The following is a 17,534-nucleotide window of genomic DNA, read 5'->3' as shown; positions in this document are numbered from 1 at the left end:
CTTGTAATGTAGAGAATTATAACAAACACTCTGAATATAAGTCTCTATTTTTTGCACCACCACTATCTGCACGAAGAATACTCTCACTTCTATAATAATAAAGACTTTTTAATCCTATTTTCCAAGCTTCAACATGAACTTTGTTTATAAATTTTGCAGGAGTCTTTTGATGAAAAGATAAATTGATACTTTGACCCTGATCAATATATTTTTGTCGTATGCTCGCTTGTTTTATTAATCCTAATTGATTTATTTCCTTAAAACATTTAAATACATTTTTCTCTTTTTCATTAAGAGTCGTCAAATTCAAACAAGACCCTTTTTCATTAGCTATTTGTTCCCAAACTTCTGGTAAGTTATATCCATTTTGGATAAGAATTTTTTCTAAATGAGGATTTTTTCGAATATGCATTCCTTTTGCATCATCATCTACATAAATATTTGCAGCTAAAGGTTCTATCCCTTGTGAAAGTCCTCCTGCTAATTTGGCCGAACTTCTATTCGGAGCCATAGCCATTAAAGTCAAATTCCTTCTTCCTGTTCCTCTATTCCATTCTGGTTCTCCATATTCTTTAGCCAAATATTTAGTTGCTTTTTGAGACTCTAATTGTATATATCTAAATATATTGTGAGTTAATATTTCAGATTCTACAGATATGAATGGAATCATTTTTTCTTGTAAATAGGAATGCCAACCTAAAGCACCTAATCCTAATGCTCTACTTTTTTCCGCAAAACGAACAGCATCCTCTATTCCTTGTATATTTTTTCCTTTGTCTATAAATTCTTGTAAAACAGCATCTAAAAATAAAATAGCATAAAACACAGTATTTGTATTTTTCCATTCCATATATTTGAATAAGTTTAATGAGGAAAGACAACATACGAGAGTGTGATTTTCATCTGTTGGCAACATAATTTCTGAACAAAGATTACTATGATAGATTTTTAATCCATGTTTTTTCCAGTTTTCTGGAAGATTTTTATTGGCATTATCTTTAAAAAAAAGATAAGGTTCTCCAGTTTTTACACGTTCTTTCAAGGTATTGATCCACAATTTTCTTTCTTTTCCATTATTTTTCAATACTTTTTCCATAAAAGAATTAGAAATTATTACACCTTGATGAATATTATGACATTGACGATTAATATCTCCTTTAGGTTCTCTTATTTTTAAAAACTCTGGATATTCCTCGTGTTCTATATTTAAATAAATAGCAACTGCACCTCTTCTTGTTCTTCCTTGTTTGCTAGCGACAATAGCACTATCATATGATTTAATAAAAGGAATTATTCCATCAGAAGTTCCCAACGCCCCATTTTTTATAAAACTTCCTACAGGTCTTACGAGACTAAAATCATAAGAAGTTCCTCCTCCGTGTTTACTCAACATAGCCATTTCTAAATTTTTCCTATATATTTCATACATACTATCTCCAATTTTACCTGAAAAACAACTGATAGGCAATCCTTTTTCTGTTCCTAAATTCACCATAACTGGAGTAGAAGGAATAAGCCATCCTTTCCATAAAATATTAAAAAATTCTCTTTCTATTTTTGGTTTTTTTAGAATTTTAGAAGCATTTTTAGATAATCTTTTATACGCTTCAAAAGGAGTTTCTCCATCTAATAAATATCCCCCTTTAATAGTAGTTAAATACAATTCGTTGTTGGCCCATATTGGAATATCTTTTCCAACTTTCCATCCTTCTTTTTCTGCAATAGGGTGTGTTTCCATATTAAAACTAAAACTGATACTGAGAATTCTTTTATTTTTTTTCTTTCTCTATTTGTTCTTTTAACTTAGCTAATCCAGCAATATCTCCCAAAGTAGATTTTTCTAATTTTCTGTTTCTACTAATACGCTGCTCTTTTTTTTGATCTTTATCACGATAAACTGAAGTATGAGAAACTACAATTTTTTTGGTTTCTTTATTAAACTCTAAAATTTTAAAATTAGTTTTTTCTCCTTTTTCAACAATGTTTCCATCTTTTTTTTCCAAAAAACGTAATGGAGAAAATGCTTCCAATTCCTGTTCTTTTTCTTTATTATAAAGTCTAATTGTAGCACCCTTATCAAAAATATTAGTTATTACTCCATTATGAATGCTTCCCACATGGAAAATTTTTCCATATTTATCCCATGGATTCTCTGTCAATTGTTTATGTCCTAAATTTAATCTTCTTGTCTTAGGATCTGAAGATAAAACAATTACTTCTAATTTATCGTTTAAATTGCAAAATTCAGAAGAATGTTTTATCTTTTTCAACCATGAAAGATCATTTGTATAAATAATTCCAGATATTCCTTTTTCCAATTCCAAAAAAACACCAAAATTAGTAAATTTTCGTACTACACCAACATGTTTTGATCCTACAGGATACTTTTTTTGGATATCTATCCAAGGATCTGTAGTTAGTTGTTTGACACTTAATGACATTTTTCTTTCCTGACGATCTATAGTCAGAATTATTGCTTCTAACTCATCTCCTATTTGTACAAAATCTTGTGGAGAAGACAAATCAGAAGACCAAGACATTTCGCTTATATGTAATAAAGCTTCTACACCCGGAATGATTTCTACAAAAGCTCCATAATCAGCTATTACACTTACTTTCCCCTTAACTTTGCTCCCTACTTTTAAATTTTTATCCAGAGAACTCCAAGGATGAGGTTGCAATTGTTTTAATCCCAATTGCACACGATTTTTATCTTTATCTACCCCTAAAACTACAAATTTTAACTCTTGTTCTAATTGAACAACTTCTGTAGGGTGACTAATATGAGGCCAACTCATATCTGTAATATGTAACAAAGCATCTACTCCTCCTAGATCTACAAAAGCTCCATAAGGAAGAATATTTTTTATTTTTCCTTCTAAAACTTGGCCTTTATCTAGTTTGGAAATCATTTCTTTTCTTTGTTCTTCAATATCTCTTTCTATTAAAACTTTATGAGAAACAACAACATTTTTTGTTTTTTGATTGATTTTAACGACTTTTACTTCCATAGTTTTTCCCACATAGACATCATAATCTCTAACAGGCTTGACATTGATATGAGAACCTGGAAGAAAACATTCAATCTCAAAAATTTCCACTATGAGTCCTCCTTTTGTTCGAGCAACAACATAACCTAAAATGATTTCTCCTTTTTCATATGCTTCATTAATACGTTGCCAATTTCTTAATGTTTTTGCTTTTTGATACGAAAGAATGCATTGTCCTTTATAATCTATTTTCACAACCATGACTTCCATATGATTTCCTACTTCTAAATTAAAATTATCTTTATGGAATTCACTCATAGGAATAACTCCTTCTGCTTTAAATCCAATATCTACAATGACATTTTTTTCTGTAATATGTGTAACAACACCTTTATAAATTTCTAATTCTTGTATATATGGTAAAGTTTTCGTATATATTTTTTCAAACTCTTTTCTTTTTCTTTGGATCTCATTATTTAGATGAGTTTCATATTTCGTCCAATCGAAACTTTTCATTTTTTCCTGATCATCCGTCTCCGTCTCCGTATCATTCAATTTGAAATTTTCACTCTTTCTTCCATCAGAAGATGAATGGGTCACATCCTTTTTAATTTCTTCGGTTTCTTCGGTTTGATTAGACATATTATTTTATTTTTTCTTTTTTTTTCTTTTTTTTCTTAGTAAATAGAACATACACATATTCTTAGTAAATAGAACATACACATATTTCTTAGTAAATAGAACATACACATATTTCTTAGTAAATAGAACATACACATATTTCTTAGTAAATAGAACATACACATATTTCTTAGTAAATAGAACATACACATATTTCTTAGTAAATAGAACATACACATATTTCTTAGTAAATAGAACATACACATATTTCTTAGTAAATAGAACATACACATATTTCTTAGTAAATAGAACATACACATATTTCTTAGTAAATAGAACATACACATATTTCTTAGTAAATAGAACATACACATATTTCTTAGTAAATAGAACATACACATATTTCTTAGTAAATAGAACATACACATATTTCTTAGTAAATAGAACATACACATATTTCTTAGTAAATAGAACATACACATATTTCTTAGTAAATAGAACATACACATATTTCTTAGTAAATAGAACATACACATATTTCTTAGTAAATAGAACATACACATATTTCTTAGTAAATAGAACATACACATATTTCTTAGTAAATAGAACATACACATATTTCTTAGTAAATAGAACATACACATATTTCTTAGTAAATAGAACATACACATATTTCTTAGTAAATAGAACATACACATATTTCTTAGTAAATAGAACATACACATATTTCTTAGTAAATAGAACATACACATATTTCTTAGTAAATAGAACATACACATATTTCTTAGTAAATAGAACATACACATACATACAACACACCTCCATTAAAGAATTTATCCTCCAACTCCAAAAAGGAATAGATATTCTTATTCATTTTCATTTTTTCTTCCTTAATTTTTTAAGATATTAACAACTAAGACTCTTGCTCTTGTTTAATGAAAACAAGAAAAAAACTAGAGAATACAAAACTAATAATTTTTCATAAACTTTTCCTCTTGATACAAAAAACTATTTTTTATTTCATAAAATACTGTTGTATCCATATGCAGACAAATAAAGTAAAGATAAAAAATTATTACTGTGATAAATATTTTTGATAATGTAAATTGTAAAAAAAAATAAGAATAACATGTACCTTATTGTTGATACAGAAACTACAGGATTGCCCACATCTTACAATGTTCCAGTCACTAATATAGATCATTGGCCAAGAGTTGTTCAAATAGCATGGCAATGTCATGATTCTTTAGGAAAATTTATAGAATTTAAAAATTTCATCATCAAACCGGATCATTATGATATTCCTTTTAATTCTTTCAAAATTCATGGAATAACTAATGATAAAGCAGAAAAATATGGAAAAGATCTAAGTTTTGTTCTAGAAGAATTTAAAAAATCCTTAGAAAAATCTCAATGTTTAATTGGACATAACTTAGAATTTGACATAAAAGTTATTTCATGTGAGTTTTTTAGAAAAAAAAAAGAAATAAATTTAAATAAAAAAAAATTTCTAGATACTAAAGAAGTTTCTGTTTCTTATTGCAAATTACCTGTTGGCATTAGTAAAAAAAGATTTAAATGGCCTACATTAAACGAACTATATCATAAACTATTTGGAGTTAATTTTTCTAATATTCATAATGCTGCAAATGATGTAAAAGCTACAGCTCGTTGTTTCTTAGAACTTATGCGTATTGGAGTTATATCATTCCATGATCTTGGAATAGAAAAAAATATTTTGGTAAAATTCAGAGAATTATTCCGTCATCCTATTTCTTCTTCCATGGTCTTTTTTGAATCTCCTTATCCTTCTTATAAAGAAGAAAAAAAAACGTCTTTTTCATCAGAAAAAGAAAAAGAAGAAGAAACTCCTTCTTTATTAAAAAAAAAAAGGTATTCTCATATTCATAATCACACTTCTTTTTCCATCCTTTGTTCTACTATAAATATTCAATCTTTAATAGAAAAATCTATATCCTTAAATATGCCTGCTGTAGGAATAACGGATTATGGAAATATGATGGGGGCTTTTCACTTTTTGAATGCAATTCATTCAGCGAATAAAAAATATTCTTCTTTAAAAAAATCCATTAAAGGAATTATTGGATGTGAAGTTTTTATTTCTGAATATTATTTACAAAAAAAGTTCACTAAAGAAAAACCGGATAAAAAATATCAACAAGTTCTTTTATCCAAGAACAAAAATGGTTATCATAATTTATCCAAACTTTGTTCTCTTGGCTTTACAGAAGGGATTTATTCTGGAATTCCTAGAGTAGGAAAAAATTTGATTGAAAAATACAAAGAAAATCTAATAGCACTCACTGGAGATCTCAATGGAGAAATTCCTCAAACTATTCTCAATCATGGAAAAAGAAAAGCAGAAAATATATTCTTGTGGTGGAAAGAACTTTTTAATGAAGATTTTTATATAGAATTATTACGTCATGGATTAGAAGAAGAAGATTATGTGAATGAAGTTCTTCTTCAATTTTCAGAAAAATATCATGTTAAATATATTGTACAGAATAATACTTTTTACTTAAATAAAAAAGAGGCAGATGCACATGACATTTTACTTTGCGTAAAAAATGGAGAAAAACAATCGACTCCCATAGGAAAAGGAAAAGGATATAGGTTCGGATTCCCGAATCAAGAATTTTATTTTAAAAGCCAAGAAGATATGAAAAAAATATTTTCTGATCTTCCAGAAGCTTTTGATTTTTTAGATGAATTAATTAATAAGATTGAATCTTATCATATTTCACAGAAAATATTACTTCCAAAATTTAAAATTCCAGAATCTTTTCAAGATCCTATGGATAAAATAGATGGAGGAAATAGAGGAGAAAATTATTTTCTAAAGAATATTACTTATGAAGGGGCTAAAAAGCGTTATAAAAATTTAACAAAAGCAATAAAAGAAAGAATTTCTTTTGAATTGAAAACAATTGAAAAAATTGGGTATCCTGGTTATTTCCTTATCGTTCATAATTTTATTTCTCAAGCTAAAAAAATGAATATTTCAGTAGGACCTGGAAGAGGTTCTGTTGCAGGATCTGTTGTGGCTTATTGTATAGGAATAACGGATATAGACCCAATAAAATATCGTCTTCTTTTTGAAAGATTTTTAAATCCAGATAGAATATCTCTTCCAGATATTGATATAGATTTTGATGATCGTGGACGAGAAAAAATTATTAAATGGGTTGTAGAAAAATATGGAAAAAATCAAGTAGCACAAATCATAACATATGCAACTATGGGAGCAAAATCTGCCATTAGAGATACGGCTCGTGTGTTAAATTTATCTTTAACGGAAACAGATCGTATCGCAAAAATGATTCCTAATTTTTTTTCTTTGAAAGAAATTTTATCAGAAAATCCTGTTCTAGTTCTAGGAAGAATAAGTAAAGATAAAATGGAGAATGTGAAGAGAATTAGAAAAATTTCAGAAAAAAAAGAAACTTTAGAAGGAAAAATTCTGCAACAAGCAAAAATTTTAGAGGGATCCATAAGAAGTACGGGAATTCATGCTTGTGGAATTATCATAAGCCCATATGATATTAAAGAATATGTTCCTATTTCTATTTCTAAAGAATCTGATTTATTATTAACACAATTTGACAATGATGTAGTAGAAGATGCTGGATTATTAAAAATGGATTTTTTAGGATTAAAAACTCTCACTATCATCAAAGATACTTTAAACATTATAAAAAGACGTAAAAATATCACAGAATTATCATTTCCTCTAGAGGATAAAAAAACTTATTCTCTTTTTCAGAAAGGAGAAACCATCGCCGTTTTTCAATATGAATCTCCAGGAATGCAAAAATACTTACGTCTTCTTAAACCTGATAAGTTTGATGATTTAATTGCAATGATGGCATTATATAGACCTGGTCCATTACAATATATTCCCAATTTTATCTTAAGGAAACATGGAAAAGAAGCTATTACCTATGATTTGCCAGAAATGGAAGAATTTTTGAAGGAAACTTATGGAATAACAATATATCAAGAACAGGTTATGTTGATTTCACAAAAAATAGCTGGATTTAGCAAAGGGGATGCAGATTTTCTTAGAAAGGCTATGGGAAAAAAACAAAAAAATGTGTTAAATAAAATGAAAAGCCAATTTATTTATAAAGCTATTAAAAAAGGATATCCAAAAAAAATATTGGAAAAAATATGGAAAGACTGGGAATTTTTTTCTTGCTATGCTTTTAATAAATCTCATGCGACATGTTATGCTTATATAGCATTTCAAACTGCTTATCTTAAAACTCATTTTCCGCATGAATATATGTCTTCTGTATTAAGTAATAACATGCAAGATATAAAACAACTAACCTCTTTTATTAAAGAATGTAAAAGAATGAAAATATCTGTAATAGGGCCAGATATAAACGAAAGTGATTCTTTTTTTAAAGTAAAAGATAATAGAAGCATTAGATTTGGAATGAGAGGGATCAAGGGAGTTGGAAAAAATGCTGTAAAAACAATTCTTAGTGAAAGAGAAAAAAATGGACCATATACTTCCATATTTGATCTAGTAAAAAGAATTGACTTACGTATAGTCAATAAAAAAACTTTGGAAAGTTTAATTTTGTCTGGATCCTTGGATAGATTTCATGTCAAAAGAGAACAATATTTTCATTTTATAGAAAAAATAATTCGATTTGGATCAAAATATAAAAAAATGAAAAAAGAAGATGAAGATGACATTTCTCTTAAAAAAAAAATTGAAATAGAAAAACCAACTTTTATAATAGAAGAAAAAGAGAGAAAACCATGGAGTAATATATATAAATTATCCAAAGAAAAAGAAGTATTAGGAATTTATGCCACTTCACATCCTTTGGATGCCTTTTATTATGAAAGAAAATATTTTACTAATCTTTCCTTAGATCAATTAAATAAAAATGAATACAAACTCACAGGAAAAAATATCAAAATATGTGGAATTTTGTCAAAAATAGAAAAAAAAATCTATCTAAAAAGTAGGAAAGAATATGGGATATTTTTATTAGAAGATTATCATTCTTCTAAGGAATTTAGAATTTATGGAAAAGAGTATTTAAAGTATGAGCATCTTTTATTTAATAATAGTTTGTTATACTTGTATTTATCTATAGATAAAAAAGAAAAAGAACATAAAATTAATATTTTACATATAGAAAGTTTACAAAATGTTTTAAAAAAATTGACTCAGAAACTGACAGTAAAGATTCATATAAATGACTTAGATAGCATAGTTGTTCATGAAATAGAAAAACTCTTTTCTCAACAAAAAGGAAATAAAAAACTTCATATTCTTCTTTATGATAAGGAGAATCAAATCTCTTTAAATTTTGAATCTAAAAAGTATGGAATTGATATAAACTCAAATTTTTTAAAAGAATTAGAAAAAATAAAGGGTTTAGATTTTTCTTTTAATTAAAACTTGAAAATAGACAATAAATACTCAAATTTATTAAAAATACTTTATTATTTTATTAAATTTGCACTTGCAGTTAGTTCTACAAAAAATGTATTATATGAGGAATCATTCATCCTATTATTATTCTATTATTATTACTCCTACTATAAGATTAAGATACAATTTATTTATTTTTCTTAGTGCTTAGTGTTTTTGTGTTCATACAAATATGAAAATAAAAGTTAGAGTATCTCATGATGAGGATACAAAATATGCTTCCTTAATTTGCAAAAAAATACAGGAATCAGCAAAAAGTAGAGGAACTGGTATCGCTAAAAAAGATCCGGAATATATTAAATCAAAAATGATTAATGGAAATGCCGTTATTGCCTTTTATGATGGAAAGATAGCAGGATTTAGTTATCTTGAAGTTTTTCAAAAAGAAGAATTTGTTGTTAATTCCGGTTTGATTGTTTTTCCTGAATTTAGAAAAAAAGGATTAGCAAGAATTATAAAAGTTGAAATATTTCAACTTTCCAGAAAAAAATTTCCAAACTCTAAAATTTTTAGTATTACAACAAGTAATTCCGTGATAAAAATGAATACAGAATTGGGGTTTAAACCAGTTACTTTTAGTGAACTTCCTCAATCGGAAGAATTTTGGAAAGGATGTCAAAGTTGTACAAATTTCGATATTTTAACTAGAAATAAAAGAAAAATGTGTCTTTGTACAGGTCTTTTATACGAAAAAAATTCATCGGATTTTATGATTCATCATCATCAAAATAAAAACGAAAAAAAAAATTATTTAATTCATGGAGATAGAATCGTTTTGGCTTATAGTGGTGGATTAGATACGTCTTATTGTTTAAAATATCTTATCCAAGAAGAAGGATACGAGGTCCACACAGTTATTATTAACACAGGTGGGTTTCAAAAAAAAGAATTAAAGAAAATTGAAGAAAGAGCTTTTCACATTGGAGCAAAATCACATAAAACTATTGATTCCATAGAAGAATTTTATCAAAATTGCATAAAATATCTTATATTCGGAAATATTCTTAAAAATAATACTTATCCACTTTCAGTTAGTTCCGAAAGAATTTTTCAGGCCATTAAAATTGCACAATATGCAACTTTTATTAATGCAAAAGCAATTGCTCATGGAAGTACTGGAGCAGGAAATGATCAAATTAGATTCGATATCGCTTTTCAAATTATTTGTCCAGAAAAAATGACCTTATCTCCTATAAGGGAGAATAAAATTTCTAGAAAAGAAGAAATTGAATACTTACGAAATAGTGGAGTATCCATTTGTTGGGACAAAGCGAAATATTCCATTAATAAGGGAATTTGGGGAACAAGTATAAGTGGAAAAGAGACTCTCACTTCTTCTCACGATTTTCCGGAAAAGGCCTATACAACAAAGTTAAAAAGAAAAAAAAGCGAAAATATAGAATTAGAATTTGAGAAAGGAGAATTAGTAAGCATTAATAAAGAAAAGGGAAAAGCGATAAAGAATATCATAAAACTTGAAAAAATAGCATCAGAATTTGCCATAGGAAGAGGAATTCACATAGGAGATACTATTTTAGGAATAAAAGGGAGAGTTGCATTTGAAGCTTCAGCTGCTATTATTATTATTAAAGCTCATCATTTGTTAGAAAAACATATTCTTACAAAATGGCAACTCTATTGGAAAGAGCAATTATCCAATTGGTACGGAATGTTACTTCATGAAGCACAATATTTAGATCCTGTTATGCGTGATATTGAGATGTTTTTAAATAGTACACAAAAAAGATTAACTGGAACTGTCCATCTCATTTTATCTCCTTACAGATTTCATTTAGTTGGTATTAAATCTGAATTCGATTTAATGAAATCTAATATGGCTCAGTATGGAGAAATGAATCATGCTTGGACTGCAGAAGATGTGAAAGGATTCACAAAAATATTAAGTAATCAAATGAAAATGTATCATAATTTAAATAAAAAAGAAAAAAATAAATAATGATTGAAATAGGGATTATAGGAGGAACTGGATATACTGCTGGAGAATTAATTAGATTAATAATTCATCATCCAAAAGCAAAAATTAATAGTGTAGTAAGTAGAAGTCATCCAAACAAATGGATTCACTGGACACATCAAGATCTACTGGGGGAAATAGAGATGAAGTTTGTTGATTCTTTAAATGAAAAAATAGATATAGTCTTTCTTTGTTCAGGACATGGACAGTCTAGAAAAGAATTAAAGGAAATATCAGAAAATGTAAAAGTTATTGATCTTAGTCAAGATTTCAGATTGATGGATCAATCTATTTTTAAAGGGAGAAGTTTTGTGTATGGATTACCAGAGTTACAAAAAGATAATATAAAAATATCCAATAGTATAGCTAATCCAGGATGTTTTGCTACAGCTATTCTTTTAGCTATTTTACCTTTAGCTAAAAAAAAGCTATTAAAACAACATATTCATATCAGTGCTATAACTGGATCCACAGGATCTGGTAAAAAAGTTAGTGAAACCAATCAATTCAGTTGGAGAAATAACAATATTTCTACTTATCAAATTTTTAAACATCAGCATCTAAAAGAAATAAAACAGGAGATTCAAAAAGTCCAAAATCATTTTCCTTATGAAATTTATTTTATTCCTTATAGGGGAAATTTTTCCAGAGGAATTATAGCAACTTTATATACTTATTCCAGTTTTTCTTTGGAAGAAAATAGAGAATTTTATAAAGAATACTATAAAAATCACCCGTTTGTGGAAATATCTGATATAAATATAAACATTGATCTAAAACAAGTGATTAATACTAATAAATGTATTTTGTCTCTTATGAAAGAGAAGGATCAACTAATAATTACAAGTATTATAGATAATCTTATCAAAGGCGCTTCAGGTCAAGCTGTCCAGAATATGAATCTTCTATTTAATTTAGATGAAACTTGTGGTTTGAAATTAAAATCTGTTCGTTTTTAAAAAAAAAAAGTAAAAAGTAAAAAATGGAATTATTTGACGTATACCCTATTCTAGATATAGAATTAACTAAAAGTAAAGGAGTATATGTTTTTGATAAACAAGGACATATGTATTTGGATTTTTATGGTGGTCATGCAGTAATTTCCATTGGACATGCGCATCCAAATTATGTTCAATCTTTAACAGAACAAATTCATAAAATTCCTTATTATTCAAATAGTGTTTTTATTTTTCAAAAAAAAAAATTGGCCCATTTACTTGGTTGTATTTCAGGATATAAAAATTATTCGTTATTTCTTTGTAATTCTGGAACTGAATCTAATGAAAATGCATTAAAAATTGCCTCTTTTTATACAGGAAAAAAAAAGATTATTGCTTTCAAAGGGGCTTTTCATGGAAGAACAAGCGGAAGTGTATCCGTTACGGATAATTACAAATTTGTATCTCCTTTTGATGCTCAACATGAGACTCTATTTATAGATTATAAGGATATTGAAATGTTAGAAAAAAAATTAAAACAGGGAGACATTTGCGCTGTAATTACGGAAGGAATCCAAGGAGTCTCTGGGATCATAGATCCTGGCTTTGATTTTTTTTGTAAAGCTTGGTCTCTTTGTAAAAAATATCACACAGTTTTTATAATAGATGAAGTTCAAAGTGGATATGGAAGAACTGGATCTTTTTTTTCTCATCAATTATATCCTATAAAACCAGATTTGATTACTGTTGCTAAAGGAATGGGAAATGGATTTCCCATAGGAGGAGTTCTTATTCATCCTAAATTTAAACCATATCACGGAATGTTAGGAACGACATTTGGTGGAAATCATTTGGCTTGTACTGCTGGAATTGTTGTATTAGAAATTATTAAAAAAGAAAATTTAATTGAAAATGCAAAAAAAATGGGGAAAATTTTATTTCAAGAATTACGTATGATTCCTAAAATCAAAAAAATAAGAGGAAGAGGGCTAATGTTAGGTTTAGAATTTGATTTTCCTATTCATGATTTGAAGAATATTTTAATTTACAAGGAAAAAGTATTTGTTGGGATATCTAATAATTCCTGTGTTTTACGATTACTTCCTCCATTAAGTATTAATGTCAATCATATCAAATTATTCCTCAAAAAATTAAGAAATGCTTTAGCATATTTAGATGAAAAATGAAAAAAAATAATAATAGAACAACGGCTATGTTGATATTGGAAGATGGAACAAAATATGAAGCTTATCATTTTGGATCTCCAGTTTCTTCTTCAGGAGAAGTTGTATTCAACACAGCTATGACCGGATACACGGAAAGTTTGACAGATCCTTCTTACAAAGGTCAAATTTTAACTTATACTTATCCTATAATAGGAAATTATGGAATTCCATCTTCTTCTCACAAAGAATCAGTTCAAGAATTTTATGAATCTGATAAGGTTCAAGTATCTGGTCTGATTATTTCATATTATTCTAATCGTCCCAATCATTGGAATATGTCAACCTCCTTATCTGATTGGTTGAAAGAAAATAAAGTTACTGGATTATATGGTGTAGATACCAGATTCATTGCACAAAGGCTTAGAAAAAGAGGAGGATCTATGTTGGGGAAAATTTTAATGGAAAAGGAAAAAGAAAATATTCCTTTTTATGATCCAAATAAGGATAATCTTTCTGAAAAAGTTTCTACACATGAAAAAATTGTATATGGAAATGGAAAATATAAAATATTACTTGTTGATTTTGGATTAAAAAATAATATTTTACGTTCTTTTTTACGAAGAGATTGTACTATAATAAGAGTTCCATGGGATTATGATTTTACAAAAGAAGAATATAACGGGCTAGTTCTTTCTAATGGACCTGGAAATCCAAAAATTTATGAAAAACCTATTTTTTATATTCGCATGGCTCTTAAAAAAGAACAACCTATATTTGGTATTTGTTTAGGAAATCAACTTTTGGGTCTTGCGGCAGGAGGAGAGACCTATAAACTTCCGTATGCACATAGAGGGCATAATCAACCCGTTTTATCACTAAAAACAGGAAAAAGTTTTATAACATCACAAAATCATGGATATGTTTTGGATATCACAAATATTTCTAGGGAATGGGAAGTATTTTTTAAAAACTTAAATGATAATACTTGTGAAGGGATCATTCATGAAAAGAAACCTTTTTTTTCGGTACAGTTCCATCCAGAAGCATCAGGTGGGCCTACAGATACCGAATTTTTGTTCGATCTTTTTCTCAATTCTGTAGTCAATAAAAGTATATGAATAAAAAAATAGATAAAGTACTGATTTTGGGATCAGGGGCATTAAAAATAGGAGAAGCAGGTGAGTTTGATTATTCTGGAACACAGGCATTAAAAGCGCTTAAAGAAGAGGGAATTTTTACTATATTAATCAATCCGAATATTGCTACTGTTCAAACTTCTAAAGAAATTGCGGATAAAGTTTATTTTCTTCCTCTTACATCTTTTTTTATAAAAAATGTTATTTCTAAAGAAAAACCAAAAGGAATTTTATTGTCTTTTGGAGGACAAACGGCATTGAATTGTGGAATTCAGCTTTTTAAAGAAGGAATTCTAGAAAAATACAAAATTAAAGTTTTAGGAACTCCTATTCAATCTATTATACACAGTGAAGACAGAAGTCTTTTTCAAAAAAAGTTGAACCGTATTAATATAAAAACAACAAAAAGTTTTGTGGTACATTCGATAGATCATGCTGTTACTTCTTCTCTAAAAATAGGCTTTCCTATTATAATCAGATCTGCTTATACTCTTGGAGGGTTAGGAAGTGGCTTTGCAACCAATATTGATGATCTAAAAAAGATAGTCCGTAAAGCTTTTTCTTATTCCTCTCAAGTTGTTGTAGAAGAATATTTAGAAGGATGGAAAGAAATAGAATATGAAATAGTTAGAGATAAATATGATAATTGTATTGCAGTATGCAATATGGAAAATTTTGATCCTATAGGAATTCATACTGGAGAAAGTATTGTGGTCGCACCGTCGCAAACTTTGACCAATTCTGAATATTATAATTTAAGAAAATTAGCGATTCACATAGCCAAAAATTTTGATATAGTTGGAGAATGTAATGTGCAATTTGCATTAGATCCTAAATCGGAAGATTATCGTGTCATTGAAGTAAACGCACGGCTTTCTCGTTCTAGTGCGCTTGCTTCTAAAGCAACTGGTTATCCTTTAGCATTTGTTTCTGCAAAATTATCTATAGGATACGGATTACATGAATTAAAGAATTCTGTTACTAAAACGACTTCTGCTTTCTTTGAACCAGCATTAGATTATGTTGTATGTAAAATCCCAAGATGGGATTTAAAAAAATTTTATGGGGTTTCCAATAGAATTGGAAGTAGTATGAAAAGTGTAGGAGAAGTGATGTCTATTGGAGGTTCATTTGAAGAGGCTTTACAAAAAGGAATTCGGATGTTGGATATTGGAATGCAAGGATTTATAAATGAAAAAAATACAAAAAAATTGGAATCCATTCATCTGATTCAATCCGCTCTTAAAAAACCTACAGATCAAAGAATTTTCTTACTAGAAGAAGCTTTGGAAAAAGGAATTTCCATAAAAGAAATTCATCATCTAACAAAGATAGATCTGTGGTTTTTATATCAACTTGATAACATTTTTCAAACAAAAAAAAAGATTTCCTCTTATAATCATTGGAGGGATATTCCGGATGAATTATTTATAAAAGCGAAAAAAGAAGGTTTTTCTGATATACAAATAGCTAGTTTTTTTCTTAAGAAGAGTAAAAAAGATAAAAAGAGTCTTCCTCTTATAGAAAAAAAAATTAGAAAATATAGAAAAGAAAAAAACATAGTTCCATATGTGAGACAAATAGATACGTTAGCCTCTGAATATCCAGCACATACAAATTATTTGTATTTAACCTACCATGCAATTCAACATGATGTAATTTATGAAGAGGATGAAAAATCAGTAATAACTTTAGGATCTGGTGTTTATAGAATAGGAAGCAGTGTAGAATTTGACTGGTGTTGTGTCAATGCATTAAATACTCTTAATAAAGAAGATTATCGATCAATAATGATTAATTATAATCCGGAGACAGTAAGTACCGATTTTGATGTTTGTGATCGTTTATATTTTGAAGAACTCACTTTAGAACGTGTATTAGATATTATTGAATTAGAAAAGCCAAAAGGAACAATTGTATCTATGGGAGGACAAATTCCTAATAATTTAGTTTTAAAACTTTACGAAAATAAAGTTCATGTTCTAGGAACATCTCCTATTTCTATAGACAAAGTAGAGAATAGATATAAGTTTTCTAATGCAATGGACGATTTGGGAATTGAACAACCGAGATGGAAAGAATTATCAGATTTAGATACGATTTTTAAATTTGTAGAAGAAGTAGGATATCCTATGTTAGTCAGACCTTCTTATGTTCTTTCAGGAGCGGATATGAATGTGATTTCTAATCATGAAGAACTTCAGCATTACCTTCGTGAAAAGATCACTGTCTCTCCTGAATATCCTTTAGTTATTACAGAATTTATTCAAAATGCAAAAGAAATTGAATTAGATGCTGTTTCTCAAAATGGAGAAATTTTATATTATTCTATATCAGAACATGTAGAATTTGCAGGAGTCCATTCGGGAGATGCAACATTAGTCTATCCTCCGCATAATCTATATTTATCTACATTAAAAGAAATAATACGGACATCAGAGAAAATAGCGAAATATTTTAATATATCTGGACCTTTTAATATTCAATTTTTATCAAAGAATAATGAAATAAAAGTCATTGAATGTAATTTGAGAGCTTCCCGTAGTTTTCCTTTTGTATCAAAAGTATCTCATTTTAATATGATAGAACTAGCGACTCAAGTTCTACTTGGAAAAAAGAAAAAAAAAATAGAACCTAATTTTTTTACTACAAACTTTTTAGGGGTCAAAGCTTCTCAATTTTCTTTTTCTCGTTTACAAGATGCGGACCCTATTTTAGGGGTGGATATGACTTCTACTGGAGAAGTAGGATGTTTAGGATATACTTTTGATGAAGCCCTTTTAAAATCTATGCTTTCTGTTGGATATACTATTCCAAAAAAAAATATTCTTATATCTAGTGGACCTATTGAATCTAAATTAGATTTATTAGATATGGTGAAACTTTTATATAAAAAAGGATATATGTTATTTGCGACAAAAGGAACAAATAGTTTCTTATCCGATAATGGAATTCCATCAATAAGAGTTCATTGGCCAAATGTGAAAAAAAATCCAAATGTGATTGACTTAATCAAAAATAGGAAATTCGATTTGATTATTAATATTCCAAAAAATTTAAGTCAATCAGAATTGGATAACGATTACAATATAAGACGTTCTGCCATAGATTTTAATATTCCTTTATTAACTAATGCACGTCTTGCAAAAGCTTTCATCCAAGCTTTTTGTAAGCGATCAATGAATCAATTATTTATAACCGCTTGGAATGAATATATTATATAAAT

The 17,534-nt window shown here is 28.0% G+C and carries 8 protein-coding genes; 6 read left to right on the top strand and 2 right to left on the bottom strand.

Annotated features, from left to right (window positions below; genetic code table 11):
- Positions 1–16: 16 nt before the first annotated feature.
- Complete coding sequence (locus H0H77_RS01620) at positions 17–1,738, bottom strand: ribonucleoside-diphosphate reductase subunit alpha (RefSeq protein WP_185851352.1); 1,722 nt, start codon at positions 1,736–1,738, stop codon at positions 17–19.
- Positions 1,739–1,769: 31 nt separating this feature from the next.
- Positions 1,770–3,632 carry a 30S ribosomal protein S1 gene (gene rpsA, locus H0H77_RS01615; RefSeq protein ID WP_185851351.1) on the bottom strand — a complete coding sequence of 621 codons (1,863 nt, stop codon included), beginning with the start codon at positions 3,630–3,632 and terminating at the stop codon, positions 1,770–1,772.
- A gap of 1,108 nt (positions 3,633–4,740) precedes the next feature.
- On the opposite strand from rpsA, the gene dnaE reads away from it, so the two are divergent.
- From dnaE to carB, 6 genes are all read left to right on the top strand, one after another.
- The gene (dnaE, locus tag H0H77_RS01610; RefSeq protein ID WP_185851350.1) at positions 4,741–9,057 is read left to right on the top strand and encodes a DNA polymerase III subunit alpha; all 4,317 of its coding nucleotides are present in this window, start codon (positions 4,741–4,743) and stop codon (positions 9,055–9,057) included.
- 208 nt (positions 9,058–9,265) lie between these two features.
- Positions 9,266–11,050, top strand: coding sequence for an argininosuccinate synthase domain-containing protein (locus H0H77_RS01605; RefSeq protein WP_185851349.1), 1,785 nt, complete (start codon positions 9,266–9,268; stop codon positions 11,048–11,050).
- Positions 11,050–12,027, top strand: coding sequence for an N-acetyl-gamma-glutamyl-phosphate reductase (argC, locus tag H0H77_RS01600; RefSeq protein ID WP_185851348.1), 978 nt, complete (start codon positions 11,050–11,052; stop codon positions 12,025–12,027). The genes H0H77_RS01605 and argC overlap by 1 nt, the downstream gene beginning before the upstream one ends.
- 23 nt (positions 12,028–12,050) lie before the next feature.
- Positions 12,051–13,193, top strand: a complete 1,143-nt coding sequence (locus tag H0H77_RS01595; protein WP_185851347.1) for an aspartate aminotransferase family protein — start codon at positions 12,051–12,053, stop codon at positions 13,191–13,193.
- Positions 13,190–14,290: a glutamine-hydrolyzing carbamoyl-phosphate synthase small subunit gene (gene carA, locus H0H77_RS01590; RefSeq protein ID WP_185851346.1), complete on the top strand. Its 1,101-nt coding sequence runs from the start codon at positions 13,190–13,192 to the stop codon at positions 14,288–14,290. The genes H0H77_RS01595 and carA overlap by 4 nt, the downstream gene beginning before the upstream one ends.
- A complete protein-coding gene (gene carB, locus H0H77_RS01585; protein ID WP_185851345.1) occupies positions 14,287–17,532 on the top strand; it encodes a carbamoyl-phosphate synthase (glutamine-hydrolyzing) large subunit in 3,246 nt (1,081 codons plus the stop codon). The genes carA and carB overlap by 4 nt, the downstream gene beginning before the upstream one ends.
- The last annotated feature ends 2 nt before the right edge of the window (positions 17,533–17,534 follow it).

It is taken from the genome of Blattabacterium cuenoti (assembly GCF_014251255.1).
Taxonomy (GTDB): domain Bacteria; phylum Bacteroidota; class Bacteroidia; order Flavobacteriales; family Blattabacteriaceae; genus Blattabacterium; species Blattabacterium cuenoti_W.
This window is presented reverse-complemented; position numbering and strand designations above follow the sequence as displayed.